Source organism: Cellulomonas hominis, assembly GCF_014201095.1.
GTDB lineage: Bacteria > Actinomycetota > Actinomycetes > Actinomycetales > Cellulomonadaceae > Cellulomonas > Cellulomonas hominis.
Genome location: NZ_JACHDN010000001.1, coordinates 2,669,446 through 2,695,091 on the forward strand (window position 1 = coordinate 2,669,446; position 25,646 = coordinate 2,695,091).

Annotated in this window: 18 protein-coding genes; 10 read left to right on the plus strand and 8 right to left on the minus strand. The window is 75.2% G+C overall.

Annotated elements, in window-relative coordinates; genetic code table 11:
• Nucleotides 1-11: 11 nt before the first annotated feature.
• Entirely contained in the window at nt 12-1,568 is a 1,557-nt protein-coding gene (locus HNR08_RS12590) for a helix-turn-helix domain-containing protein (protein WP_146840378.1), read from the minus strand.
• A 162-nt stretch (nt 1,569-1,730) separates the two neighbouring features.
• The gene (locus HNR08_RS12595; RefSeq protein WP_146840375.1) at nt 1,731-2,519 is read right to left on the minus strand and encodes an exonuclease domain-containing protein; all 789 of its coding nucleotides are present in this window, start codon (nt 2,517-2,519) and stop codon (nt 1,731-1,733) included.
• 204 nt (nt 2,520-2,723) lie between these two features.
• Between HNR08_RS12595 and HNR08_RS12600 the strand changes: the two genes are divergently transcribed.
• The 8 genes from HNR08_RS12600 to HNR08_RS12635 all read left to right on the plus strand — a co-directional run bounded on the left by HNR08_RS12600 (nt 2,724) and on the right by HNR08_RS12635 (nt 12,483).
• A complete protein-coding gene (locus HNR08_RS12600) occupies nt 2,724-3,278 on the plus strand; it encodes a type 1 glutamine amidotransferase domain-containing protein (RefSeq protein WP_146840374.1) in 555 nt (184 codons plus the stop codon).
• Nucleotides 3,279-3,336: 58 nt separating this feature from the next.
• Nucleotides 3,337-4,461, plus strand: coding sequence for a GuaB3 family IMP dehydrogenase-related protein (locus tag HNR08_RS12605; protein ID WP_146840373.1), 1,125 nt, complete (start codon nt 3,337-3,339; stop codon nt 4,459-4,461).
• A gap of 808 nt (nt 4,462-5,269) precedes the next feature.
• Complete coding sequence (locus tag HNR08_RS12610; RefSeq protein WP_146840372.1) at nt 5,270-6,031, plus strand: DeoR/GlpR family DNA-binding transcription regulator; 762 nt, start codon at nt 5,270-5,272, stop codon at nt 6,029-6,031.
• On the plus strand, nt 6,028-6,975 hold the full coding sequence (gene pfkB / locus HNR08_RS12615; RefSeq protein ID WP_146840371.1) for a 1-phosphofructokinase: 948 nt from the start codon (nt 6,028-6,030) through the stop codon (nt 6,973-6,975). Before HNR08_RS12610 ends, pfkB begins: the two co-directional genes overlap by 4 nt.
• A 1-nt stretch (nt 6,976) precedes the next feature.
• Entirely contained in the window at nt 6,977-7,432 is a 456-nt protein-coding gene (locus HNR08_RS12620) for a PTS sugar transporter subunit IIA (RefSeq protein WP_146840370.1), read from the plus strand.
• Complete coding sequence (locus tag HNR08_RS12625; protein ID WP_146840369.1) at nt 7,429-8,964, plus strand: PTS fructose transporter subunit IIC; 1,536 nt, start codon at nt 7,429-7,431, stop codon at nt 8,962-8,964. Before HNR08_RS12620 ends, HNR08_RS12625 begins: the two co-directional genes overlap by 4 nt.
• A gap of 34 nt (nt 8,965-8,998) precedes the next feature.
• A complete protein-coding gene (ptsP, locus tag HNR08_RS12630; protein WP_146840368.1) occupies nt 8,999-10,726 on the plus strand; it encodes a phosphoenolpyruvate--protein phosphotransferase in 1,728 nt (575 codons plus the stop codon).
• Nucleotides 10,727-10,845: 119 nt separating this feature from the next.
• Nucleotides 10,846-12,483: a succinic semialdehyde dehydrogenase gene (locus HNR08_RS12635; protein ID WP_146840367.1), complete on the plus strand. Its 1,638-nt coding sequence runs from the start codon at nt 10,846-10,848 to the stop codon at nt 12,481-12,483.
• Nucleotides 12,484-12,499: 16 nt separating this feature from the next.
• Here the strand turns inward: HNR08_RS12635 and HNR08_RS12640 are convergent, their stop codons facing one another.
• From HNR08_RS12640 to HNR08_RS12655, 4 genes are all read right to left on the minus strand, one after another.
• Nucleotides 12,500-14,197: a tetratricopeptide repeat-containing diguanylate cyclase gene (locus HNR08_RS12640; RefSeq protein ID WP_146840366.1), complete on the minus strand. Its 1,698-nt coding sequence runs from the start codon at nt 14,195-14,197 to the stop codon at nt 12,500-12,502.
• 202 nt (nt 14,198-14,399) lie between these two features.
• Nucleotides 14,400-15,587 carry an acetate/propionate family kinase gene (locus tag HNR08_RS12645; protein WP_146840365.1) on the minus strand — a complete coding sequence of 396 codons (1,188 nt, stop codon included), beginning with the start codon at nt 15,585-15,587 and terminating at the stop codon, nt 14,400-14,402.
• Entirely contained in the window at nt 15,584-17,665 is a 2,082-nt protein-coding gene (gene pta / locus HNR08_RS12650; protein ID WP_168431232.1) for a phosphate acetyltransferase, read from the minus strand. The genes HNR08_RS12645 and pta overlap by 4 nt, the downstream gene beginning before the upstream one ends.
• Nucleotides 17,666-17,879: 214 nt before the next feature.
• Entirely contained in the window at nt 17,880-20,366 is a 2,487-nt protein-coding gene (locus tag HNR08_RS12655) for a phosphoketolase family protein (RefSeq protein ID WP_146840624.1), read from the minus strand.
• A 259-nt stretch (nt 20,367-20,625) separates the two neighbouring features.
• Here HNR08_RS12655 and HNR08_RS12660 point away from each other — a divergent pair, with 259 nt between their 5' ends.
• Nucleotides 20,626-21,477 (plus strand): SURF1 family protein, encoded by an 852-nt coding sequence (locus HNR08_RS12660; RefSeq protein ID WP_246803203.1) that lies wholly within the window; start codon nt 20,626-20,628, stop codon nt 21,475-21,477.
• A gap of 13 nt (nt 21,478-21,490) precedes the next feature.
• Here HNR08_RS12660 and HNR08_RS12665 read toward each other — a convergent pair whose 3' ends face one another.
• Complete coding sequence (locus HNR08_RS12665; RefSeq protein ID WP_146840623.1) at nt 21,491-23,224, minus strand: ABC transporter ATP-binding protein; 1,734 nt, start codon at nt 23,222-23,224, stop codon at nt 21,491-21,493.
• Nucleotides 23,205-25,070 (minus strand): ABC transporter transmembrane domain-containing protein, encoded by a 1,866-nt coding sequence (locus tag HNR08_RS12670; protein WP_146840622.1) that lies wholly within the window; start codon nt 25,068-25,070, stop codon nt 23,205-23,207. The genes HNR08_RS12665 and HNR08_RS12670 overlap by 20 nt, the downstream gene beginning before the upstream one ends.
• A gap of 135 nt (nt 25,071-25,205) precedes the next feature.
• On the opposite strand from HNR08_RS12670, the gene HNR08_RS12675 reads away from it, so the two are divergent.
• On the plus strand, nt 25,206-25,625 hold the full coding sequence (locus HNR08_RS12675) for a DUF3817 domain-containing protein (protein WP_146840621.1): 420 nt from the start codon (nt 25,206-25,208) through the stop codon (nt 25,623-25,625).
• Nucleotides 25,626-25,646: the final 21 nt, after the last annotated feature.

Here is a 25,646-nt window from a genome sequence, read left to right on the forward strand (position 1 = left end):
CGCTCGGGGCGTCAGTCCCGGAACGTCTCGATCTGCGCGCCCAGCTCGACCAGCCGCTCCTGCAGCTGCTCGTAGCCGCGGGCGATGATGTCGACGTTGCGCAGCACGCTCGTGCCCTTGGCGGCGAGCATCGCCAGCAGGATGACGACGGCGGGCCGCAGGGCCGGCGGGCAGGACACCTCGGCACCGGACCAGCGGGTCGGGCCGGAGACCTGGAGGCGGTGCGCGTCGAGCAGCCGCACGTCCGCGCCGAGGCGGGTCAGGTCGGTCAGGTGGATCGCCCGGCCCTCGTAGACCCAGTCGTGCACGAGCGTCGACCCGGTCGCGCACGCGGCGATGACCGCGAAGAACGGCAGGTTGTCGATGTTGAGGCCGGGGAACGGCATCGGGTGGATCTTGTCCAGCGGCGCGCGCAGGTCGCTCGGGTGCACGGTGATGTCCACGAGCCGCGTGCGGCCGTTGCGGGCGGTGTACTCCTCGGACAGCGTGTAGCGCAGGCCCATCTCCGACAGCGTCGCCAGCTCGATCTCCATGAACTCGATCGGCACCCGGCCGACGGTGATCTCGGAGCCGGTGACGATGCCGGCGGTGAGCAGGCTCATCGCCTCGACCGGGTCCTCGGACACCGCGTACTCCACGTCGGCGTCGATCTGCGACCGGCCGTGCACGCGCAGCGTCGTGGTGCCGATGCCCTCGATCCGCACGCCCAGCAGCTCCAGGTAGAAGCACAGGTCCTGGACCATGTAGTTCGGGCTGGCGTTGCGGATCGTGGTGACGCCGTCCCGGTGCGCGGCGGCCATGAGGGCGTTCTCGGTGACGGTGTCGCCGCGCTCGGTCAGGACGATCGACAGGTTCTCGGTCTCCGGGTCGGTCACGCGGGCCAGGTAGCGCCCGCCGCTCGCGGTCACGGACAGCCCGAACGGCCGCAGCGCGATCATGTGCGGCTCGACGGTCCGGCTGCCGAGGTCGCAGCCGCCCGCGTACGGGAGCCGGAACTCGTCCTGCTGCCCCAGCAGCGGGCCGAAGAACATGATGATCGACCGGGTCCGGCGCGCGGCGTCGACGTCGATGGCCTCGAGGTCGAGGTCCTTCGGCACGACGATCTCGAGGTCGTGGCCGTCGCTCGACCACGTCGCGCGGACGCCGACGGACCGCAGGACGTCGACGATCCGGTCGACCTCGACGATGCGCGCCACGTTCCGCAGCCGGGTCGTGCCGCGGTTGAGCAGGGAGGCGCACAGCAGCGCGACGGCGCCGTTCTTCGAGGTGTTCACGTCGAGCCGGCCCGACAGCTGCACGCCGCCGTGCACGCGCAGGTGCGTGTGCTGCGGGCCGCCGAGGGTGACGATCGGGGAGTCGAGCGCGGCGCCGATCCGGGTCAGCATGTCGAGGCTGACGTTCTGCGCGCCCTGCTCGATGCGGTGCACCGCGGACTGGCTGGTGCCGAGGAGCTCGGCGAGCTGGGTCTGCGTGAGGCCGCGGTGGCGGCGCGCGGACCGGACGAGCGAGCCCACGTGCGCGAGCTGCTCGGGGAGGGTGGGGGTGACGACGGGGATGGACGAGGTCACCGTCTGGACGGCTCCGGTCGTCGGGTTGGTCAGGGTCACGGCGACGACGCTATCTCATGGATGAGATATCGGCGCGCGGGGGGATGGGGAGATCGTGTGTGCGGCGCCGGGGCGCGCGGGCCGCAACTCACGGACGAGATGTCCGCGCAGGTCAGGTGGCCGTCAGGCGATCAGCGTGTCCTGCACCGGGCGCCCCGCGAACCGCAGGTCCCGGGCGGGGTCGTGGGCCGGCGCGGCCAGCTCCCGGCGCCGGCCACGGCTCGGCCACGTCGCCTCGGCGCCCGGCCCGGCGTGCCCGCGCTCGGCCCGCCACGCGTTGAACGCCTCCGCCCAGGCCCGGTGCGCGGTGACCTGGTAGTCGTGCAGCGACAGGAGGTCCAGCTCGCCGAGGTGCGGGAACCGCCCCACGATCCGCTCCAGCACGTCGAGCGTCGCGACGACGTCCACGTCCGCCGTGTGCAGGCTGCCGGTGTCGACCACCTGGTAGACGCCGCACAGGTCGACGAGCTTGCGCTTGCCCTGCCGGTACCGGTCCTCGGCGCGGTCGAGCACCAGCGGGTCGATGACGGGTCGCACCTCGCCGTCCAGGCGGTCCTCGACGGTCGGCAGGCGGTGCCGGCGCAGCTCGGCCTCGAGCAGGCACAGGTCGAACGACGCGTTGTACGCCACGACCGGTGTACCGGCCCGCACCGCGTCCGCGATGAGGCCGGCGATCTCGTCCAGCGCGGGCCGGGGGGCCACGCCGTGCTCGCGGGCGTGCTCGGTGCTGATGCCGTGGATCGCGCTCGCGCCCTCCGGGATCGGGACGCCCGGGTCGATCAGCCAGGTCCGCACGTCGGTGCCGCCCGCGTGCCGGCGCACCAGCGCCGCCGTGACGATCCGGTCGTGGTCGACGTCGACGCCGGTGGTCTCGGTGTCGAAGCCGAGCAGCGGCCCGTCGGTCCAGGTCATGCGTCCCACTCCTTCCAGCGCCGCCAGCATCGCACCGACCACCCACGCGCCCCGGGAACCGCCCCCGGCCTGTCGCCGGTCCGTCCCCGGTCCGTCCCCGGTCCGGCGGCGCCCGGATGCGCCCGGATGCGCCCCGCCGCCGCGCGGGTGAGGGTGGAGGGAACCCCGCGGAACCCCGGGGACCCCCGAACGGAAGGAGACGTCATGGCACGCCTGACCGGCCGGACCGTCGCGTTCCTGACCAGTGACAAGGGCATCGAGGAGCCGGAGCTGACCACGCCCTGGCAGGCCGTGGCCGACGAGGGCGGCACCCCGGTGCTGGTGTCGGCGCAGCCCGGCACCGTGAGCGCGGTGAACAACGACCTCGACCCGGGTGGTGACTACCCGGTCGACCGCACCCTCGACCAGGTGTCGGCGGACGACTTCGACGCGCTCGTCATCCCGGGCGGCACCGTCAACGCCGACACCCTGCGCACCCAGGAGGGTGCGCAGGCCCTGGTGAAGGCCTTCGTCGGCGCCGGCAAGCCCGTCGCCGCGATCTGCCACGGCCCGTGGACGCTGATCGAGGCCGGCGTCGTGGACGGCGTCACGCTGACGTCGTACCCGAGCCTGGCGACCGACCTGCGCAACGCCGGCGCCGCCTGGGTGGACCGCGAGGTCGTCGTCGCGCAGACCGGCGGCAGCACGCTCATCACCTCGCGGGACCCCGACGACCTGCCCGCCTTCTGCGCGGCGGTCGTGGACGCGGTCGCGGGCTGAGCACCGCCGGCGCGGACGTCCCCGGCGGCGGGGGCGTCCGCGCCGGTAGCCTGGGCCGGTGAGCAACGAGATCGAGATCGGCCGCGGCAAGCGGGGGCGGCGCGCGTACTCCTTCGACGACATCGCCGTGGTGCCCTCCCGGCGCACGCGGGACCCGGAGGAGGTCTCCGTCGGCTGGCAGATCGACGCCTACCACTTCGACCTCCCGGTGCTCGCCGCGCCGATGGACTCGGTGATGAGCCCGGCGACCGCCGTGGCCCTCGGCCGGGCCGGCGGGCTGGGCGTCCTCGACCTCGAGGGCCTGTGGACGCGGTACGACGACCCGGCACCGCTGCTCGAGCAGATCGCCGAGCTGCCCGCGGACGAGGCGACCGCCCGGATGCAGGAGATCTACTCCGCCCCGATCCAGCCCGAGCTGATCCGCCGCCGCATCGGCGAGATCCGCGACGCCGGCGTGACCGTGGCCGGGGCGCTGTCGCCGCAGCGCACGCAGGAGTTCTGGAAGGACGTCGTCGACGCCGGCGTCGACCTGTTCGTCATCCGCGGCACGACCGTCTCCGCGGAGCACGTCTCCGGCCGCGCCGAGCCGCTCAACCTCAAGCGGTTCATCTACGAGCTCGACGTCCCCGTGATCGTCGGCGGCGCGTCCACCTACACCGCGGCCCTGCACCTCATGCGCACCGGCGCGGCCGGGGTCCTCGTCGGGTTCGGCGGCGGCGCGGCGCACACCACCCGCGTGTCGCTCGGCATCCACGCCCCGATGGCCACCGCGGTCGCCGACGTCGCGGCCGCCCGGCGCGACTACCTCGACGAGTCCGGCGGCCGGTACGTGCACGTCATCGCCGACGGCGGCGTCGGCCGCTCCGGCGACCTGGTCAAGGCCGTCGCGTGCGGCGCGGACGCCGTCATGCTCGGCGCCGCGCTCGCCCGCGCCACCGACGCCCCCGGGCAGGGCTGGCACTGGGGCCCCGAGGCCCACCACCCGCACCTGCCGCGCGGCGAGCGGGTGCAGGTCGGGCAGACCGGGACGCTGCAGCAGGTCCTGTTCGGCCCCGGGCACACCGCCGACGGCACGCTCAACCTCATCGGCGCGCTGCGCCGGGCGATGGCGACCACCGGGTACTCGGACCTCAAGGAGTTCCAGCGGGTGGAGATCGTGGTCTCCCCGTACCAGCCGCGCTGACCGCGGGCGCGCCCCGCGCGCCGCACCGCACCGAGGGCCGCTCTCCCGCCGGGAGGGCGGCCCTCGGCGCGTCGGTCCCGCGGCCGCAGCCGGCGGCGGAGGTGGCGGTGGTGGCGTGCGGCCGCCGGGGCCGGCCGGGCCGACGAGATCGGCACCCCCGACCGAGATCGGTGGCCCTGCCGACCGATCTCGGCGCGACCGACCGATCTCGGCGTCGTCCCCGCGTCGGCCCCACGTCGACCCGCGCCCGGGCCGTCCCGACGTGCGCCGTCTCGTCCCGCGCCGCGCAACCCGGCGACGGCCGCTGTCCCACGATCGCCGAGATAGGACCTCCGCGCCGAGATAGGGCGGTGCACGGACCTATCTCGGCCCGCGGGCCCGATCTCGGCGGGAACGGGCCGCCAGCCAGCGTCCTTCCGCGCGTCCCGCCCGCCCGCCGAGATCGGCACTCCCGACCGAGATCGGTCACCCCACCGACCGATGTCGGCGCGACCTACCGATCTCGGTGAGGGCCGACCGATGTCGGCGAGGCCGACCGATGTCGGCGAGGACGACCGATGTCGGCGCGACCTACCGATCTCGGCGAGGACCGACCGATGTCGGCGAGGACCTGCCGATCCCGGCGAGGACCTGCCGATCCCGGCGGGGCGGTGCGACCTCCCGGGACCCCCGGTTCAGTCCGTTCCAGAGTGGGTTTGGGTTTGGATCGCTTTGAATGGTTGTGTTTCCGACCGGGGTGCGGCATGCTGGGTGCAGCAGCCAGCGCCGGACGGACCCGGCGGGCACCACACGGACCGACGGAGACCTCGTGTACGCAACGGAGCGCCAGCAGCAGATCCTCGCCGCCGCGCGGCGGGACGGCCGCGTCGACGTCGCGTCCCTCGCCACGCTGCTCGACGTCACCCCGGAGACCGTGCGCCGCGACCTGACGGTCCTGGAGCGGCACGGCCTGGTCCGGCGGGTCCACGGCGGGGCGATCCCGGTGGAGCAGCTGGGGTTCGAGCCGGGCCTCGCGCAGCGCGAGGGCCTGCTGTCGGGGGAGAAGGACCGGATCGCGAAGGCCGCCCTCGACGAGCTGCCGGACGGCGGCGCCCTCATCCTCGACGCCGGCACGACGACCGTGCGCCTCGCCGAGCTGCTGCCGACCGACCGGGAGCTCACGGTCGTCACGCACGCCCTGCCGGTCGCCACGGTGCTCGCGACCCGGCCCGGCATCACGCTGCACCTCGTCGGCGGGACGGTGCGCGGCCGGACGCTCGCAGCGGTCGGGACCTGGGCCCTGCGGGAGCTCGCCGACATCCGCGCGGACGTCGCGTTCCTCGGCACGAACGGCCTGAGCGTCGAGCACGGCCTCACCACGCCGGACCTCGCGGAGGCCGAGGTGAAGCGGGCTCTGGTGCGGGCCGCCCGCCGGACCGTGGTGCTCGCGGACCACACGAAGCTCGGCCGGGAGGACTTCGCGCACGTCGCGGCGCTCGCCGACGTGGACACCCTGGTCACCGACTCCGGCGTCCAGCCCGAGCTGGCCGACGAGATCGAGGCCGCCGGACCGCGGGTGGTGCGCGCATGATCGTCACCCTGACCCCGAACCCGAGCCTCGACCGGGCGCTGCACCTGGACCGGCTGGTCCCGGGCGAGGTGAACCGCGCCGCCGCGACCCACCTGCACCCGGGCGGCAAGGGCATCAACGTGTCCCGGGCGCTCGCGTGCCACGGGGTGCCGACGCGGGCGGTGCTGCCCTCGGGCGGCCCGGACGGCGACCGGCTGGTGGCCCTCCTCGCGGCGCAGGACGTCCTGGCCCGGCCCGTGCCGGTCGCGGGCGGCACCCGGTCGAACGTCACGCTGACCGAGTCCAGCGGCGCGACGACGAAGATCAACGCCCCGGGCCCCGCACTCTCCCTCGCGGAGGTGGATGCGCTGCTCGACGCCGTCGCCGGCGAGCTCGACGCCGGGGCGACGGCGGTCGTCGCGGCGGGCAGCCTGCCCGCCGGCGTGGACGACGCCTTCTTCACCCGGGTGGCCGACCTGGGTGCCCGGCACGGCGTGCCCGTGGTGCTCGACACCTCCGGCGCCCCGCTCGCCGCGGCGGTCCGGCACGGCGGGCTGGCGCTGGTGAAGCCGAACGACGAGGAGCTGGCCGAGCTGGTGGGCCGCGACCTCACGACGGTCGGCGACGTGCTCGCCGCCGCGGCCGAGGTGCGCGCCGCCGGGACCGCCGCCGTGCTCGTCAGCCTCGGCGCGCACGGCGCCCTGCTCGCGACCGCCGCCGGGTCCTGGTGGGCCGGCGGTCCGGCGCTCGTCCCGGTGTCCACGGTGGGCGCCGGCGACTCCACGCTCGCCGGGTACCTCGCCGCGCCGGGGGAGCCCGCCGACCGCCTGCGCCGCGCCGTCGCCTGGGGCCGCGCCGCGGTCCTGCTGCCCGGCACCGCCGCACCCCGCCCGTCCGACGTCCACCTGTCCGAGGTCACCGTGGTGGCCGAACCCGATCCCTCCCTCGCCCTCAAGGAGCTGTGACATGAGCCAGCCGCTCACCTCCGCCGACCTGGTCGGCGTCGACCTGGTCGCCCGGGACCGCGACGACGCGACCGGGCAGCTCATCGCCCTGCTGCACGCCGCCGGCCGGGTCACCGACCCCGACGGCTTCCACGCCGACGTCCGCGCCCGCGAGGCGCAGATGGCCACCGGCATGCCCGGCGGCGTCGGCCTGCCGCACGCCCGGTCGGAGCACGTGACCGCGCCGAGCCTCGCGGTCGGCAAGCTGCACGACCCCGTCGACTGGGGCGCCCCGGACGGCCCCGCCCGCCTGGTGTTCCTCATCGCGGCCCCCGCGGGCGGCGACGCCGACCACCTGCAGATCCTCGCCGCACTGGCCCGCCGGCTGGTGCACGAGTCGTTCCGCCAGTCCCTGCTGGACGCCCCCGATGCCGCCACCGTCGCGGACATCGTCACCCGAGAGGTGGTCCCGTCATGAAGTTCGTCGCCGTCTCCTCGTGCCCCACGGGGATCGCTCACACGTACATGGCCGCCGAGGCCCTCGAGCAGGCGGGCAAGGCCGCCGGCCACGAGGTGCACGTCGAGACCCAGGGCGCCGCGGGGTCGACGCCGCTGGACCCGGCGATCATCGCCGCGGCCGACGGCGTGATCTACGCCGCCGACCTCGAGGTGCAGAACCGCGACCGGTTCGCCGGCAAGCCGTTCGTCGACGTCGGCGTGAAGAAGGCCGTGCACGACCCGGCCGGCGTCCTCGCCCAGGCGGTCGAGGCCGTCGAGCGCGGTGCCGTCGAGGCCCCCGCCGGCACCCCCGCGGCGGCCGGTCCCGCCCCCGCCACCAAGGTCGACCCGAACGCCGGCGTCGGCACCCGGATCCGGCAGTGGCTGATGACGGGCGTGTCGTACATGATCCCGTTCGTCGCCGCGGGCGGGATCCTCATCGCGCTGGGCTTCATGCTGGCGCAGGCCGCCTGGCCGGGGAACGAGGGGCCGGTCGCCGTCACCGCCGTCCCCGTCGCGGACCTCATCTCGTCGTTCAACCTCGCCTCCGGCCAGGACTGGGCGGTGCTGCTGTTCCAGACCGGCGCGGCGGCGTTCGCGTTCCTCGTCCCGGTGCTGTCCGGGTTCATCGCGTACGGCATCGCGGACCGGCCGGGCCTGGTCCCGGGCTTCGTCGGCGGCTCGATCTCCGTGCTGATCGGCGCGGGCTTCCTCGGTGGCCTGGTCACCGGGTTCGTCGGCGGGTTCCTGGCGCTGTGGATCAGCCGGTGGCGGGTGCCGAAGGGCGTCCGCGGCGTGATGCCGGTCGTGGTGACGCCGCTGCTGTCCTCGCTGATCACCGGGTTCCTCATGTTCGTCGTCATCGGGCGGCCGATCGCCAACCTGATGGACGGGCTGACGAACTGGCTGAACGGCCTGTCCGGGTCGAACCTCGTGCTCATGGGCGCGCTGCTCGGCGCGATGATGGGCTTCGACCTCGGCGGCCCGATCAACAAGGTGGCGTACACCTTCGCGGTCACGGGCCTGGCGACCGAGGGGCTGACCGGGGACGCGGTGCAGTACCGGATCATGGCGGCCGTGATGGCGGCCGGCATGGTGGCCCCGCTGGCCATGGCGCTGGCGACCGTGCTCCGCAAGAGCCTGTTCACGCACGCCGAGCGGGAGAACGGCAAGGCCGCGTGGCTGCTCGGCCTGTCGTTCATCTCGGAGGGCGCCATCCCGTTCGCCGCGGCCGACCCGTGGCGGGTCATCGCGTCGTCGGTCGTCGGGTCCAGCGTCGCGGGTGCCCTGACGATGGCGGTCGGCTCCGGCCTGCGCGCCCCGCACGGCGGCATCTGGGTGCTGCCGCTGATCTCGAACCCCCTCGGGTTCCTGCTCGCGGTCGCCGTGGGTACGGTCATCACGGCGGCGGTCGTCGTGGTGCTCAAGGGCCTCAAGCCCAACCCGCTGGTGCAGGCGGAGCAGGAGGCCGACGCCGCGCGCACCGCCGCCCCCGCCCCGGCCGCCGCCTGACGGCCGGACCCCACCCGATCTCGACGGAGAGACCATGAGCACGGACGTCAGCGCAGCCCCCGCCCCCGGCACGGTGCTGCACGGAGCCGGAGTCGGCCGCCGGGTCGCGGTGGGGCCGGTGGTGCGGGTGCAGCCCGCCCCGGCCGTCCCCGGGGACGCCCCGGTGCTCCGGGACGGCGCCCCCGTCCCGGAGCCCGAGGTGCCGGACGCGGTGCGGGCGGCGTTCGCCGGCGTGGCGGACGCCCTGCGGGCCCAGGCAGACCGGTCGTCCGGCACGGTCGCGGAGGTGCTCGGCGCCACCGCGATGATGGCCGACGACCCGGCCCTGCGGGACCAGGTCCTGGCCCGGGTCGGCGGCGGGGAGCCGGCCGTCGCGGCGCTGGACGCCGTCGTCGGGCAGTTCGCCGCGATGTTCGAGCAGGCCGGCGGCTACCTCGCGGAGCGGGTCACCGACCTGCGGAGCGTGCGGGACCGCGTGGTCGCCCGGCTGGCCGGCCTGCCGGACCCCGGCGTGCCGGAGCTGCGCGAGCCGTCCGTCGTCGTCGCGCGGGACCTCGCGCCTGCCGACACCGCCGCGCTGGACCTGGCGCGGGTGCTCGCGCTCGTCACCGAGGAGGGCGGCCCCACCGGGCACACCGCGATCATCGCGGGCCAGAACGGCATCCCGTGCGTGGTCCGCGCGACCGGCGCCACCGCGCTCGCCGAGGGCACGGTCGTCGCGGTCGACGCGGGGGCCGGCACCGTGCTGGTCGAGCCGGACGAGGCCGCGCGGGCCGCCCTGGACGCGCGCGCGGCGGCGGAGCGCGCGCTGGAGGCGGACACCGCCCCGGGCGCGACCGCGGACGGGCACGCGGTCGCGCTGCTCGCCAACATCGGCACGGCCGAGGACGCCGAGCGGCTCGCCGGCGCCGCCGTCGAGGGCGTGGGGCTGTTCCGGACCGAGGTGCTGTTCCTCGGGCGGCAGCAGGCGCCGACGGTCGACGAGCAGGCCGCGGCGTACGCCCGCGTGCTGCGCGCGCTGGGCCCGGACCGCAAGGTCGTCGTCCGGACGCTCGACGCGGGCGCCGACAAGCCGCTCGCCTTCGCCAACCTCACGCCGGAGGAGAACCCGGCGCTCGGCGTGCGCGGCTACCGGCTGGTCCGGTCCGCGCCGGACCTGCTGACCGACCAGCTCGCGGCGCTCGCCCGCGCCGGCGCGGAGACCGGCACGCAGCCGTGGGTGATGGCCCCGATGATCGCCACGCCCGCCGAGGCGCGCGCGTTCGCCGAGGCCGTGCGGGCCGCGGGGCTGCGCACGGCCGGCGTCATGGTCGAGGTCCCCGCGGCGGCGCTGCGGGCCGGCGCGGTGCTGGAGGAGGTGGACTTCGTCTCGCTCGGCACCAACGACCTGGCGCAGTACACGATGGCCGCCGACCGGCTGCGCGGGGAGCTCGTGGACCTGCTCGACGCGTGGCAGCCGGCGGTGCTGGAGCTGGTCGCCGCGACGGCGCGCGGGGGTGCCGGCGCGGGCCGCCCGGTCGGGGTGTGCGGCGAGTCCGCGTCCGACCCGCTCATGGCGCTGGTCCTCGCGGGACTCGGCGTCACGAGCCTGTCCATGTCGCCCGCCGCGCTGCCCGCGGTGCGGTTCGCCCTGCGGCGGCACACCCTCGCGGAGTGCCGGGCGATGGCGGACGCGGCGCTCGCGGCCGCGGACCCGGCGGCCGGACGGGCGGCGGTCACGGCGCTGCTGGACCCCGAGGCGCGGGCGGCGCTCGGGCTCTGAGGCGTCGTCTCGCGAGAGCGCGCCCGCGGGGCGGGAGCGCACCCTCCGGGCGCACGCTCCTCCCTGCAGGGCGCACCCCGGCGGCCCCGGCCCACCCCCCCCCGCGTACGCTGGCGCGCATGGTGCCCGACCACGGCGTGCTGGACCCGGAGACCGACCCCCTCGCCACCCTCGTGCTGGAGCCCGACGACCTGCGCACCCTCGCGCAGCGCGTCGCGTCCTCCCCGGAGGGCGGCACGCGCACGCACCACGCGCCCTGGACCGGCGCCCCGCTGGCGTCGCTGCCGCAGTCGACGCCGGCCGACGTGGCGCGCGCCGCGCGCCGGGCCCGCGCCGCGCAGCGCCGGTGGGCCGCCGTGCCCGCCCGCGACCGCGCTCGCCTGCTGCTGCGGGTGCACGACCTGCTCCTGTCCCGGCAGAGCGACGTGCTGGACCTGGTGCAGCTGGAGAACGGCAAGGCGCGCGCCGCGGCGTTCGAGGAGGTCGCGGACGTCGCGATCCTCGCGCGGCACCTGGGGCTGCGGGCCCCGGCGTACCTGGCGGACGAGCGGCGCCCGGGGCTGGTCCCGGGGCTGACGGGCGTCCGGGTGCAGCACGACCCCGTCGGCGTCGTCGGCGTCGTGGCGCCCTGGAACTACCCGCTGAGCCTCACGCTCGGGGACGTGCTGCCGGCGCTCGCGGCCGGGGACGCGGTGCTGCTGCGACCGGACCCGCAGACGCCGCTGACCGCGCTGTGGGCCGTGGAGCTGCTGGAGGACGCCGGGATGCCGGCCGGGCTGGTGCAGGTCGTCCTCGGCGACGGTCCGACGGTGGGGGCGGCGGTGGTCGACCACGTGGACCACCTGGTGTTCACGGGCTCCACGGCGACCGGGCGGGTGGTGGCGGCCCGGGCGGCGGAGCGGCTGGTGCCGACGACGCTGGAGCTCGGCGGGAAGAACGCGCTGTACGTGGCCGGCGACGTGGACGTCGAGGTGGCCGCGGAGGGGGCGGTGCGGGCGTGCTTCGGCGGCACGGGCCAGCTGTGCGTGTCGGCCGAGCGGCTGTACGTGCACGAGGCGGTCGCGGACCCCTTCGCGGCGGCGCTGGCCCGCCGGACGCGGGCGCTGCGGGTGGGGACCGGGCTGGACTACCGGTCGGACGTCGGCTCGCTGACGTCGGCGGAGCAGCTGGCCCGGGTGGTCGAGCACGTGGAGGACGCGCTGTCCGGCGGCGCCCGGGTGCTGGCGGGCGGCGTGCACCGGCCCGACCTCGGCCCGTACGTGTACGAGCCGACGGTGCTGGAGGGCGTGGGGGAGCACGCCCGGGCGTTCCGCGAGGAGACGTTCGGGCCGGTCGTGGCGCTGTCCCGGGTCGCGTCGGACGACGAGGCGGTCGCCGCCGTCAACGACAGCGGGTACGGGCTGCACGCGTCGGTGTGGAGCGGGTCGTCCCGGCGGGGCGCGGCGCTGGCCGCGCGGCTGCGCGCGGGGTCCGTGTCGGTGAACGAGGGCTACCAGGCGTCGTGGGGGTCGGTGGCGGCGCCGCAGGGCGGGCGCGGGGCGTCCGGCTGGGGCGCGCGGCACGGCCGCGAGGGTCTGCTGGCGCTCACCGCGGCCCGGACGGTGGCGGTGCAGCGCGGCGCGCACGGGCTGCGGCTGGCGGGGCGCCGGGTGCTGCCCCCCGTCGGGCTCGGGCGGGTGCTGTCCGGACCGCCGGAGCGGTGGACGGCGGACGTGACCGCGGTCCTGCGCGCGGCACGGCGGCTGCGGCTCCGCTGACGCGGGGCCGCCGCGCTCACACGGCCCGCAGCGTCCCGGTCGACGGCCCCGGCAGCGCGGCCGTCGTCGCCGGCGCCTCGGGGTCGCCGTCGAACTGCACGCGGTTCCGGCCCTGCCGCTTGGCGCGGTACAGCGCCGCGTCGGCCCGCGCCGCCAGCGCGTGCGCGCCCTCGCCGGGCACGGCCATCGCGCCGCCGAGGCTGAGCGTCACCCGCAGGTGCGGCGACAGCTCGTGCCACGGGTGCGACGCGATGGCGGTGCGGATCCGCTCGCACACCCCGACCGCCTGCTCCCGCGGGGAGTCCAGCAGCACGAGCGTGAACTCCTCGCCGCCGATCCGGGCGACGACGTCGCCGACCCGCACGGCCGCGGTCATGATCTGCCCGACCCGGCGCAGCACCTCGTCGCCGATGGGGTGCGAGTGGTCGTCGTTGACGGCCTTGAACAGGTCGATGTCGGCCACCACGTAGGCCAGGGCGTCCTCCTGCCCGAGCCGCGCGGCGAGGATCGCGTCCAGCCCGCGGCGGTTGAGCAGGCCGGTCAGGGCGTCGTGCGCGGCGTCGTGCTGGAGCGTCTCGTTCAGGGCGGCGAGCTCGGCCAGGCGCTTGCGGGCGTGGTCGCGGGACTGCCGGACGCGCTCGACGTCGAGCTGGGCGTTCACCACGATGCCGCGCCGCTCGGCGGCCTGGTCGCGCTGCAGCATGACGGCCTCGTGGTACCGGCGGTGCGTCTCCAGGGCGGCGCGCAGGTCGCCGGCGTCCTCGTGCACCTGGACGAGCTCGAGCAGCAGGTCGGCGCGCTCCATCGGCCGCAGGCTCTGCTCGGTGAGCAGCAGGCCGGCGGACAGCGTGGCCCGGGCGGCCGCGTGGTCGCCGCGCAGCCGGCACAGCCGCCCGTGCGCGGCGTGGTACCGGATGGTGAGGTACCGGGCGGCCACCTCGGGCAGGGCGGTCGCGACCTCGGCGAGCGCCCGGTCCGCCGCGCCGAGGTCGCCCCGGGCCATGTACGCGCGCGCCAGCCGGATCTGCGCCTCGGTGGCCATCCGCGGGTTGCCGTCCTTGGCGGCGGCCCAGCCGCGCGCGGACAGCGAGACGGCGCGGTCGGCCAGCGCCCGCGCGCGCACGGGGTCGGCGGCGGCCACCGCCTCGGCGGCGTCGGTGTCGAGCTTCGCCAGGCCGGACAGCGTCGCGCAGGTCCCGTCGGGGCGGTCGAGCAGGGGCCACAGCCCCGCGGCCTCGTCCAGCAGCTCGCGGGCCTTCACGGGGAACCGGCCCATCGAGATGTACGTGTCCGCGAGGTTGTTCAGCGCCGCGGCCAGGCCCTCGGTGTCGTCGAGCTCGCGCCGGATCGCCAGCGACCGCTCCAGGAACTCCAGGGCGGACACGTTGTCGCCGAACCCGTTGTAGACGGCGGCGAGGCCCTGCAGGACCCGCCCCTCCCAGGAGCGCAGGGCGGCGGTCGTGCTCAGCTCGAGGGCGCGCTCCATCGAGGCGAGTGCGCGCGCGTCGTCACCGAGGAGGTGGTGCGCCCAGCCGCCGTTGTACTCGAGCTCGATCTCCACCGGCACGGCACCCTCGGCGCGGGCCCGCGCCAGCAGGTCGGGCAGCGCCGCGACGCACAGGGCGGGTGCGGCGTCGCAGAGCCGGTCGATCCGGTCGAGCTCCGAGCGCCAGCCGGACGGATCGCCCGCCTGCGCCGCCCGGGCAGTCGTCATACCGGTGGTATCGGGTACTTGCGCGGCGCCCTGGAGGCATCGATCGGGTGAAGTCCGCACGGCGGACGGATGACGCCCGCCCGTCGGGACGGCGGCGCGGCGGGCCGGATGGGTGACGCGACAGGTACCGGGCCGCCGGGGGAACGGCGACGGGCCCGCACCGAGGGGACTGCTCCCCGGCGCGGGGCCCGTGCGGGCGTCGTCAGGCGATCGTCGCGACCGACTGCCGCGCGATCTCCAGCTCCTCGTTCGTCGGGATCACCAGCACGGTGACCTCGGCGCCGTCGGGGGAGATGACGGTCGGCTGCTTCTTGCGGCCGGCGTTGCGCTCCGGGTCGACCTGGATGCCGAGGCGCTCCAGGCCCTGCAGGGCGTTGAGGCGGACGATGTCGTCGTTCTCGCCGATCCCGGCGGTGAAGGTGATGACGTCCACGTGGCCGAGCTCGGCGTAGTACTTGCCGACGTAGCCCTTGATCCGGTGGTAGTAGACGTCGAGGGCGGTCTTCACGCGCTCGTCGCCCGCGGCCACCGCGTCGTGCACGTCGCGCATGTCGGTGTAGCCCGACAGGCCGAGCATCCCGGACTTCCGGTTGAGCAGCTCGTCCAGGTCGTCGATCGAGTAGCCGCCGACGCGCGCCAGGTGGAACAGCACGGCCGGGTCGATGTCGCCGGAGCGGGTGCCCATGACCAGGCCCTCCAGCGGGGTCAGGCCCATGGAGGTGTCGATGCACGCGCCGCCGCGGACGGCCGACGCCGAGGCGCCGTTGCCGAGGTGCAGCACGATCGTGTTGAGCTCCTCGACCGGGCGGCCGAGGTACTCCGCGGTCGCGCGGGACACGTACAGGTGCGACGTGCCGTGCGCGCCGTAGCGGCGGATCTTGTACTGCTGCGCGACCTCCTGGTCGATCGCGTACGTGTACGCGGCCGGGGGCATCGTGCGGTGGAACGCGGTGTCGAAGACCGCGACGTGCGGCACGTTGGGGAACGCGTGGCGCGCGGCCTTCACGCCCTCGACGTTCGCCGGGTTGTGCAGCGGCGCGAGCGGGGACAGGGCGTCGATCTGCGCGAGCACCTCGTCGTCGATGACCGCCGGGCCGTCGAAGACGTCGCCGCCCTGGACGATGCGGTGGCCGACCGCGGTGAGGTCCTCCTCGCGGATCTGCGGGCCCTGCTGCTCGAACAGGTCGAGCACGAGGCGCATGCCGGTCTCGTGGTCCGGGACGGCCTGCTCGAGCACCGTCTCGCCCGAGGGGCCCTCGTGCTTGACCTTGCCGACCTCGAGGCCGATGCGCTCGACGATGCCGGAGGCCAGCGCGTCGCCGCTGGTGACGTCGACCAGCTGGTACTTGATCGACGAGGAGCCGGAGTTGATGACGAGGACGTGGTTCACTTCGAGCCTTCCGGGGTCGCGCCCATGGCCTGGGCCTGGATCGCCGTGATGGCGACGGTGTTGACGATGTCCTGCACCAGGGCGCCCCGGGACAGGTCGTTGACGGGCTTGCGCAGGCCCTGCAGGACCGGGCCGACGGCCACGGCGCCGGCGGAGCGCTGCACGGCCTTGTAGGTGTTGTTGCCGGTGTTGAGGTCCGGGAACACGAAGACGGTCGCGCGGCCGGCGACGTCGGAGTCGGGCATCTTGGTCTTCGCCACCGAGGCGTCCACGGCGGCGTCGTACTGGATCGGGCCCTCGACGTTGAGGTCGGGGCGGCGCTCGCGCACCAGCTCGGTGGCGGTGCGGACCTTGTCCACGTCCGCGCCCGAGCCCGACATGCCGGTCGAGTAGGACAGCATCGCGATCCGCGGCTCGATGCCGAACTGCGCGGCGGTCGCGGCCGACGAGATCGCGATGTCCGCGAGCTGCTCCGCCGTCGGGTCCGGGTTCACGGCGCAGTCGCCGTAGACGAGGACGCGGTCCTCGAGGCACATGAGGAACACCGAGGACACCACCGAGGTGCCGGGCACCGTCTTGATGATCTCGAACGACGGCTTGATGGTGTGCGCCGTGGTGTGCGCCGCGCCGGAGACCATGCCGTCCGCCAGGCCGAGCTGCACCATGAGCGTGCCGAAGTACGACACCGAGGACACGATCTCCCGGGCGCGCTCGACGGTCATGCCCTTGTGCTTGCGCATCTCGGTGTACTCGGCGGCGAACCGCTCCAGCAGGTCGCCCGACTTCGGGTCCACGACCTTCGCGGCGGCCAGGTTGAGGCCGAGCTCGGTGGCGCGGGCACGGATGGCGGCCTCGTCGCCGAGGATCGTCAGGTCCGCGACCTCGCGCTGCAGCAGGGTGGAGGCGGCGCGCAGGATGCGGTCGTCGTTGCCCTCGGGGAGCACGATGTGCTTGCGGTCGGAGCGGGCCCGGTCCAGCAGCTCGTACTCGAACATCAGCGGGGTGACGACGTCGGGCGCCGGGACCTCGAGGGCGGCCAGCGCCTCCTCCGCGTCCGTGTGCTTCTCGAACAGGGCCAGGGCGGTGTCGACCTTGCGCTGCGAGTCGGCCGACAGCCGGCCGCGGGTGTTGCCCGCCGCGCTCGCGGAGCGGAAGGTGCCCAGGCCGGTGCGGATCAGCGGCAGGCGGCTGCCGAGGCCGTCGACCAGCCGGCTGACGATCGCCGGCGGCTCGAAGCCGCCGTTGAGGATGACGCCGGACAGGGACGGGAAGCCCTCGGCGGTGTGCGCCATGAGCAGGCCGAGCAGGATGTCCGAGCGGTCGCCCGGCACGATGACGACGACGCCGTCGGACAGCCGCTCCAGCAGGTGCTCGACCGACATCGCGCCCACCAGCAGCTCGGTGGCCTCGCGGGACAGCAGCTGCTCGTCGCCGCCGATGAGCTCGCCCTCCACGGCCTCCATGAGCTGGCGGACGGTGGGGGCCACGAGGAACGGGTCCTCCGGCAGCGCCCACGCGGTGGCGCGGGTGGCGAGCTCGGCGCGCACCGCGTCCACGTCCTCGGGGGCGCAGCGGTTCGCGACGATGGCGACGACCTGGGCGTGCCCGGCCTCGAGCTCGGCGGCGGCGACCTCGGCGACCTGGCGCACCTCCTCGGGCGTGCGGCCCTGGCCCTTGACGCAGAGCAGCACGGGGGCGCCGAGGTTCGCGGCGATCCGGGCGTTGAACCCGAGCTCCGCGGGGCCGGCGATGTCGGTGTAGTCGGTGCCGACGATGACGACGACGTCGCAGGCGCGGGCCATCGCGTGGTACCGCTGCACGATGGTGGCGAGCGCCGCCTCCGGGTCGGCGTGCACGGCCTCGTAGGTGGTGCCGATGCAGTCCTCGTAGCCGAGGTCCACGCCGTCGTGGGACAGCAGCAGCTCGAGGACGTAGTCGGGGGTCTCGGTGGACCGGGCGATGGGCCGGAAGACGCCGACCTTCTGCACGGTGCGGGTCAGCAGGTCGACCAGACCGAGTGCGACGGTCGACTTCCCGGTGTCCCCCTCGGGGGACGTGACGTAGATGCTGCGGGCCACGGGTGAGGCTTCTTCCTTCTCGGGGTGACCGGGGTCTCCGGATCAGGTGGTGGGATGAATTCTGCCGGACGCCGGCCGGCCCGAGTGCCGTCAGGCCGGTGACGGTGGCCACCAGGAGCGCCTCCCGGCCGCTGCGCGGCCCGTCCCCATGACCAAGGTCCTGGACGACCGATGGCCCGCACCGGGGGGGGTGCGGGCCATCGGCCGCTACTGACTACTCGTTGTCGCCGCCGGTCGACACCGTGGCGTTCTGCTGCGGGCCGCCGACCTCGGTGCCGGTCTCGCCCGCGTCCGGCCAGACCCAGTCGCGGACCTCGGGGATGTCCTCCCCGTGCTCCCGGGTGTACTCGTGGGCCCGGAGCCGGGCGTCCACCATGCGCTGACGCAGGCCGGCGTACTTCGACCCGAGCGACGGCGTCTGGTCGATGACGTCGATCACCAGGTGGTACCGGTCCAGGTCGTTGAGCATGACCATGTCGAACGGCGTGGTGGTCGTGCCCTCCTCCTTGTACCCCCGCACGTGGATGTTCTTGTGCCCCTTGCGGCGGTACGTCAGGCGGTGGATCAGCCACGGGTAGCCGTGGTACGCGAACACGATCGGCTTGTCCGTCGTGAACAGCGTGTTGAAGTCGCGGTCCGACAGGCCGTGCGGGTGCTCCCGCTCGTCCTGCAGCCGCATGAGGTCCACGACGTTGACCACGCGGACCTTGAGGTGCGGCAGCTCGCGGCGCAGGATGTCGGCCGCGGCCAGGACCTCCAGCGTCGGGACGTCGCCCGCGCAGCCCAGGACGACGTCCGGGTCCTCGCCCTCGACCTCGGTGCCGGCCCAGTCCCAGATGCCCAGGCCGCGGGTGCAGTGCGCCACGGCCTCGTCCATCGTGAGGAAGTTCGGCGCGGGCTGCTTGCCGGACACCACGACGTTGACGTACTGCCGGCTGCGCAGGCAGTGGTCGTACGTCGACAGCAGGGTGTTCGCGTCCGGCGGCAGGTACACCCGGACGATCTCGGCCTTCTTGTTGACCACGTGGTCGATGAAGCCCGGGTCCTGGTGGCTGAAGCCGTTGTGGTCCTGGCGCCACACGTGGCTGGACAGCAGGTAGTTCAGCGACGCGATCGGTCGGCGCCACGGGATGTGGTTCGTGACCTTCAGCCACTTGGCGTGCTGGTTGAACATCGAGTCGACGATGTGGATGAACGCCTCGTAGCTGGTGATCAGGCCGTGGCGCCCGGTCAGGAGGTAGCCCTCCAGCCAGCCCTGGCACTGGTGCTCCGAGAGCATCTCCACCACACGGCCCATGCGGGCCAGGTGGTCGTCGATGTCGGTCGGCAGGTACTCGGCGTTCCACTGCTTGTCGGTCACGTCGAAGACGGCCTGCAGGCGGTTGGACGCGGTCTCGTCCGGGCCGAAGATCCGGAAGTTGTCGGGGTTCCGGCGGATGACCTCCGTCAGGTACACGCCGAGCTGGCGGGTGGCCTCGGAGATCGAGCCGCCCGGGACGGGGACGTCGACCGCGAAGTCGCGGAAGTCCGGCAGGCGGAGGTCCTTGAGGAGCAGGCCGCCGTTCGCGTGCGGGTTGTCGCTCATCCGCAGCGTCCCCGACGGGGCGAGCGCGGTGATGTCCTCGATCACGGTGCCGTTCGCGTCGAACAGCTCCTCCGGCCGGTACGACCTGAGCCAGCCCTCGAGGACCTGCAGGTGCTCGTCGGTGTCGCGGGCGCTGGCCAGGGGGACCTGGTGCGAGCGCCACGACGCCTCGACCTGCTTGCCGTCGATGACGGGCGGGCAGGTCCAGCCCTTCGGGGTCTTGAAGATGATCATCGGCCAGGCCGGGCGGGACTCGTCGCCCGCGGCGGCGCGCGCCTTGATCTCGGCGATCTCGTCGAGCACGACGTCCAGCAGCTCGGCGAACCGGGCGTGCACGGCCGCGTGGTCCTCGCCGTCGAAGCCGCCGACGAACAGGTGCGGCTTGTGGCCGTACCCGCGCATGAGGTCGAGCAGCTCGGACTCGGGGATGCGCGCGAGGACGGTCGGGTTCGCGATCTTGTACCCGTTGAGGTGCAGGATCGGCAGCACGACGCCGTCCTTGGCCGGGTCGATGAACTTGTTCGAGTGCCACGACGTCGCCAGCGGGCCGGTCTCGGCCTCGCCGTCGCCGACCACCGCCGCGACCAGCAGGTCGGGGTTGTCGAACGCCGCGCCGTACGCGTGCGACAGGGCGTAGCCGAGCTCGCCGCCCTCGTGGATCGAGCCGGGGGTCTCCGGGGCCACGTGGCTCGGGATGCCGCCCGGGAAGGAGAACTGGCGGAACAGCCGCCGCACGCCCTCGGCGTCCTGGGTGATGTCGGAGTAGACCTCGGAGTACGTGCCGTCCAGGTAGGCCGACGCGACGAGGCCCGGACCGCCGTGGCCCGGGCCGGTGATGTACATGGTCGACTGCTCGCGCTCCGCGATGACGCGGTTGAGGTGCGCGTACAGGAAGTTCAGACCCGGCGTCGTGCCCCAGTGCCCCAGCAGGCGCGGCTTGACGTGGTCGCGGGTCAGCGGCTCCTGGAGCAGCGGGTTGTCCAGGAGGTAGATCTGGCCCACCGACAGGTAGTTGGCCGCGCGCCACCAGGCGTCGATGCGTCGGAGCGTCTCCTCGGAGACCGGCTGGCCGGAACCGGCCCGCCAGGTCTCGAGCGCCGCCGTCGTCGTCGTCATGCTCTCTCCCCGTTTCGCAGAACCACGGACTTCGCCGTGGGCCCGGACGAGCGCCCCCCGCCGGGCCACCCCAGCCTTGCGGCGCCTCGCGCCGCGACCCGGGACGTCGGACCTAGCCCGCCCCGTGGCTGACCGTCAGCCGGGAACCATCCAACCCCATCGGGTGAAGGGACGCACAGGTCACCCGCCCGGCGCGGGTCGTGGGCCTCGTCACCTGCGGCGACGCCCGGCTGCCAGGTCCGCCGGGTACCGTGGCGCGGTGCCCGAGACCCCGACCGCCGCGCCCCGCGCGACGCTGTGGCGCGTCGCGCGGACCCCGCGCATGATCGGCCTGCTCGTGCTGTTCCTCGCCGTCGCGGCGGTCTGCGGGCGGCTCGGGGCGTGGCAGCTCGAGCGCGCGGAGGTCCGGGGCGCCGCGGCCCAGGCGCAGAAGCTCGCCGAGGTCGAGGCGCAGGAGCCGGTTCCGCTCGAGGACGTGCTCGCGCCGCAGTCGGCCTTCGACGGCGGCCTCGTCGGGCGGCGCGTCGAGGCGTCGGGGGAGTACGAGGCCGACGGGCAGCTCCTCGTTGCCGACCGCGCGCTCGCGGGCCGGAGCGGCTACCTGGTGCTCACGCCGCTGCGGGTCGCGTCGGCCGACCCGGACGCCGACGGGGCGGTGCTCCCGGTCGTGCGGGGGTGGGTCGCCGAGGCCGACCCCGGCTCCCCGCTGGTGGCCGTGCCGGACGGCCCGGTCACCGTCACCGGCTACCTGCAGGCGTCCGAGGACTCCGGCGAGCCGCACGGGTCGCAGGCCGCGGGGACGACCGACAGCATCTCGTCCGCGGAGCTGCTCGGCGTGTGGGGCGGGCCGATCTGGACCGGGTACGCGGTGCTCACGTCGTCCGAGCCCGCGCAGGACGCCGGGATCGAGCTGCTGCCGCCGCCCACCCGGTCGGGCACCGGGCTGAACATCCAGAACCTCGGGTACGCCGCGCAGTGGTTCGTCTTCGGCGGGTTCGCGGTGTTCCTCTGGGTGCGGCTGCTCAAGGACGAGGTGCTGCGGGAGTCGGGGGCGTTCGACGCGGCGCCGACCGACGGGCCGGGCCCGGCGCCGGCCGACCCCGCCCCCTGAGCGCCGGGCCCGGCTACTCCCGCTGCCAGGAGTGCCAGAGCGAGGCGTAGTCCCCGCCGGCGGCCACGAGCTCGTCGTGCGGGCCGATCTCGCTGATCCGCCCGGCGTCCACCACGGCCACGCGGTCCGCGTCGTGCGCGGTGTGCAGCCGGTGCGCGATCGCGACGACCGTGCGGCCCTCGAGCACCGCGGACAGCGACCGCTCCAGGTGCCGCGCGGCGCGCGGGTCCAGCAGCGAGGTCGCCTCGTCGAGCACGAGGGTGTGCGGGTCGAGCAGCACCAGGCGGGCGAGCGCCACCTGCTGGGCCTGCGCGGGCGTGAGCGCCACGCCGCCGGAGCCGACGTCGGTCGTGAGCCCCGCGGGCAGCGCCGCGACCCACTCCCAGGCGTCGACCGCCCGCAGCGCCCGCTCGAGCGCCGCGTCGTCGGCGTCCGGGTCGGCGAGCCGCAGGTTGTCGGCGAGCGGACCGACGAACACGTGGTGCTCCTGGGTGACCAGGGCGACGTGCCCGCGCAGCTCGTCCAGCGGCAGGTCGACCAGCGGGACCTCGCCGACGGTCACCGCGCCGCCCGTGGGCGGGTGGATGCCGGCGAGCATCCGGCCGAGGGTCGACTTGCCGGCGCCGGACGGCCCGACGACCGCGAGCCGCTCGCCGGTGCGGAGCGCGAGGTCCACGCCGTGCAGCACGTCGTGACCCGGCCGGTACGCGTACCGGACCTCGCTCGCGACCACCGACTCGTCCGCCGGGCGCGCGTCGCGGGCCGTGCGGTCCGGGGCGACGTCCGCCACGCCGATGATCCGGGCCAGCGACGTGGCGCCGACCTGGATCTCGTCGAGCCAGAAGATCAGCTCGCCGATCGGGTGGATGATCTGCATCGCGTACAGGGCGATCGTCGTGACCGCCCCGACCGTCGCGTCCCCCGTGGAGATGAGGTACGCGCCCCAGGCGAGCACCGCGACCACGGGCAGGATGAACGCGGTGTCCACGCCCGGGAACAGGACCGACCGCAGGTCCAGCGTGCGGCTCTCCGCGGCGAACGCCTCGCGCAGGTCGGCGTCCAGCCGCGCCCGCCGGCGCGCGCCGAGCCCGAGCGCGTCCACGGTGCGGGCGCCCTCCACGGACTCGGTGATCGTGCCGTTGATCGTCGCGTAGGCCGCGGACTCGCGCAGGTAGGCGGGGGCGGCCCGGCGCAGGTACCAGCGCGTGACGCCGAGCAGCAGCGGCAGGCCGGCGAGCAGGCCGATCGCCACGAGCGCGTTCGTCGCGACGGCCGCCACGGCGGTCAGGGCGATGGTCGCGGCGGTGACGAGGATCCGGGGCACCCCGAACCGGACCGTGTACTGCACCCGGTCGATGTCGGTGGTCGTGCGCGCGACCAGGTCGCCGGTGCCGGCCCGCTCCACCGTCGACAGCGGCAGCCGGGTCACGGTCGCGACGAACTCCTCGCGCAGCTCGGCGAACACCGTCTCGCCGAGGACCATCGCGGACCGCTGGGCGTACCGGATGAGCACCGTCTGCGCGAGCACGGCGACCACCAGGACGAGGATGGTCCGGTCGACGGCCGTCGTGGTGGTGCCCTCGACCACGGCGTCCACCAGGCGGCCGAGCAGCCACGGACCGGCCAGGCCGGCGGTCGCGGCGAGGACGTGCAGCACCACGACGAGCGCGAGGCCCCGGCGGTGCCGGCGGAGCAGCGCGGCGGTGTGCCGGCGCAGGGTCGTCGGGTCAGCGACGGGCAGCTTCACGGCTCACCTCCGGTCGGTCGTGCGGTCGGTCGTGCGGGCTGGGGTCGTGGGGGTCGTCGGCGCGGGAGACGACGGAGCGGTAGGCGGCGCCGGTGGCGTCGCGGGCCGCGACGAGGTCGCGGTGCCGCCCGGTGGCGACGACCCGCCCACCGGCGACGAGCGCGACCTCGTCCACCACGTCGAGCACCAGCGGGCTGGCGGTGACCACCACGGTCGTCGCCCCGCGCCGCGCGTCCGCCAGGCGCCGGGCGATCCGGGCCTCGGTGTGCGCGTCCACCGCGCTGGTCGGCTCGACGAGCACGAGCACCTCCGCGCCGGTGAGCAGCGCGCGGGCCAGCGCGACCCGCTGCCGCTGCCCGCCGGACAGCGAGCGGCCCTTCTCCTCCACGGCGCCGTCCAGGCCGCCGGGCACGGAGTCGAGCACGTCGCCGGCGTCGGCCACGGCCATCGCGGCGAGCAGCGCCTCGCGGTCCGCCCCGCCGCGCACGTCCAGCTCGTCGGCGAGGGTGCCGGTGAACAGGTGCGGCGTCGACTCGGCGACGACGACCCGGCCCCGGACCTCGTTGAGCGCGAGCTCGTGCAGCAGCGTGCGGCCCCAGCGCACGCGGGACAGCGGCTCGTCCGCGGGCCCGCCGGTGGGCGCCGCGGCGTCCTCGTCCGCCCCGCCCTCGTCGGCCTCCCGGCGTGCGGGCCCGAGCCGGCCGAGCCGCAGCGCGATCCGCGCCGACTCGTCCGGGTCGGCGCTCACCAGCGCGGTGATCCGTCCCGGTCGCACGACCACGCCGCTCGCCTCGTCCACCAGGGCCTCGCCCGGCCCCGGCGGGGTCGCCGGCTGCGCGGGGTCGTCCGACCCGGCGACCGGCACCGACAGCACCCGGATGATCTTGCGCGCCCCGACGACCGCGCGGGTCACCACGCGGATCGCCTCGCTCGCCGTCCACAGCGGCTGCGTGAGGAACGCGGCGAACCCGTAGAACGACACGAGCTGCCCCGGCGTGATGTCCCCGGCGAGCGCCAGCCGGGCGCCCGCCCACACCACGACCGCGAGGAACAGCCCCGGCAGCAGCGTCTGCAGGGCGTCCAGCAGGGACTGCGTCTGCGACACGCGCACGCCGGCCGCCCGGACCTCCTGCGACTGCGCGCGGTAGCGGTCCGTGAACACGTCCTCGCCGCCGATGCCGCGCAGGATCCGCAGGCCCGACACCGTGTCGGCGCCCAGCGTGGTGAGCCGGCCGGTGGCCTCGCGCTGGGCGGCCTGGCGGCGCTGCAGCGGCGGGACGAGCAGCGACAGCACGGCGACGACCACGGGCAGGCCGAGCAGCACGAGCAGCCCGAGCGGCACCGAGGTGCGCAGCAGCAGCGCGCCGAGGGTGAGGTACGCCGCGACCCCGCCGACCAGCCGGGGGAGGATCGCGTACACCTCGCCCATCCGCAGGGCGTCCGTGGCGACGGTCGCGACGACCTCGCCGGTCGGCAGCTCGTCGGTGATCGCGTCGCCGGTGCGCGTGACGTGGTGGCCGACCTGCTGCGAGGACGCGAAGGCCGCGCGCAGCCAGTTCTCCACCTCGAGCCGGTGACCCCAGACGTTGGCGCCGACCTGCACCAGTCCGAGCCCGGCGAGCAGCAGGCAGCCCAGCCAGAGCTCGCGGCCCAGGCCGTGCTCGAGGCCGCCGTCGACGATCCGGCCGAGCTGCCAGGGCAGCAGCGCCGCCGCGACGTTCCCGACCACCGCGACCGCCGTGGCGCCCGCGAGCACGCCGGCCTGCCGACGCCCCTGCCAGAGCAGGAGGCGTGCCGGTCCGGTCAGCGGGGGGCGGCCGGGGTCCGGCAGCGGAAGGGGTCGCACGGGCGTCAACGCTACGGGTGACCCCTGACACAGCGGCAAGGGTTTTGCCGCCGCCCGCGCGCGGCTGGGCGAGAATCGGGGGACGGCGCCCGCCCGCGCGCGCCGCCGCACGCCGTCAGCCGAGAGGACCCCCCGATGACCGAGCACGCCACCGCCGGCCAGCCCACGCCCGCGGGTCGTCCCGCCCCCGTCCTGGAGAGCGCGCGGGGCCGGCTGAGCCGGTACCGCGTGATGGCGTGGATCACCGGCACGATGCTGCTGGTCCTGTGCGTCGAGATGGTGCTCAAGTACGTGTTCCAGGCGGGGGGCGTCGACCCCGTCACCGGCGACCCGGAGCCGGTGATCGGCACGTGGGTCGCGATCGTGCACGGCTGGATCTACGTCGTGTACCTGGTCACGGTCGTGCAGCTCTGGTCGGCCATGCGCTGGTCGCTCGGCCGGCTGGCGACGATGGCGCTCGCGGGCGTCGTGCCGGTCATGTCGTTCGTGCTGGAGCGCCGCGTGCACGCGGACGCGCTCGCGCGGATCGAGGGTCGTCCCGCCAGCGCGGGCTGAGGCGGCGGGCCGGGCCGTCCC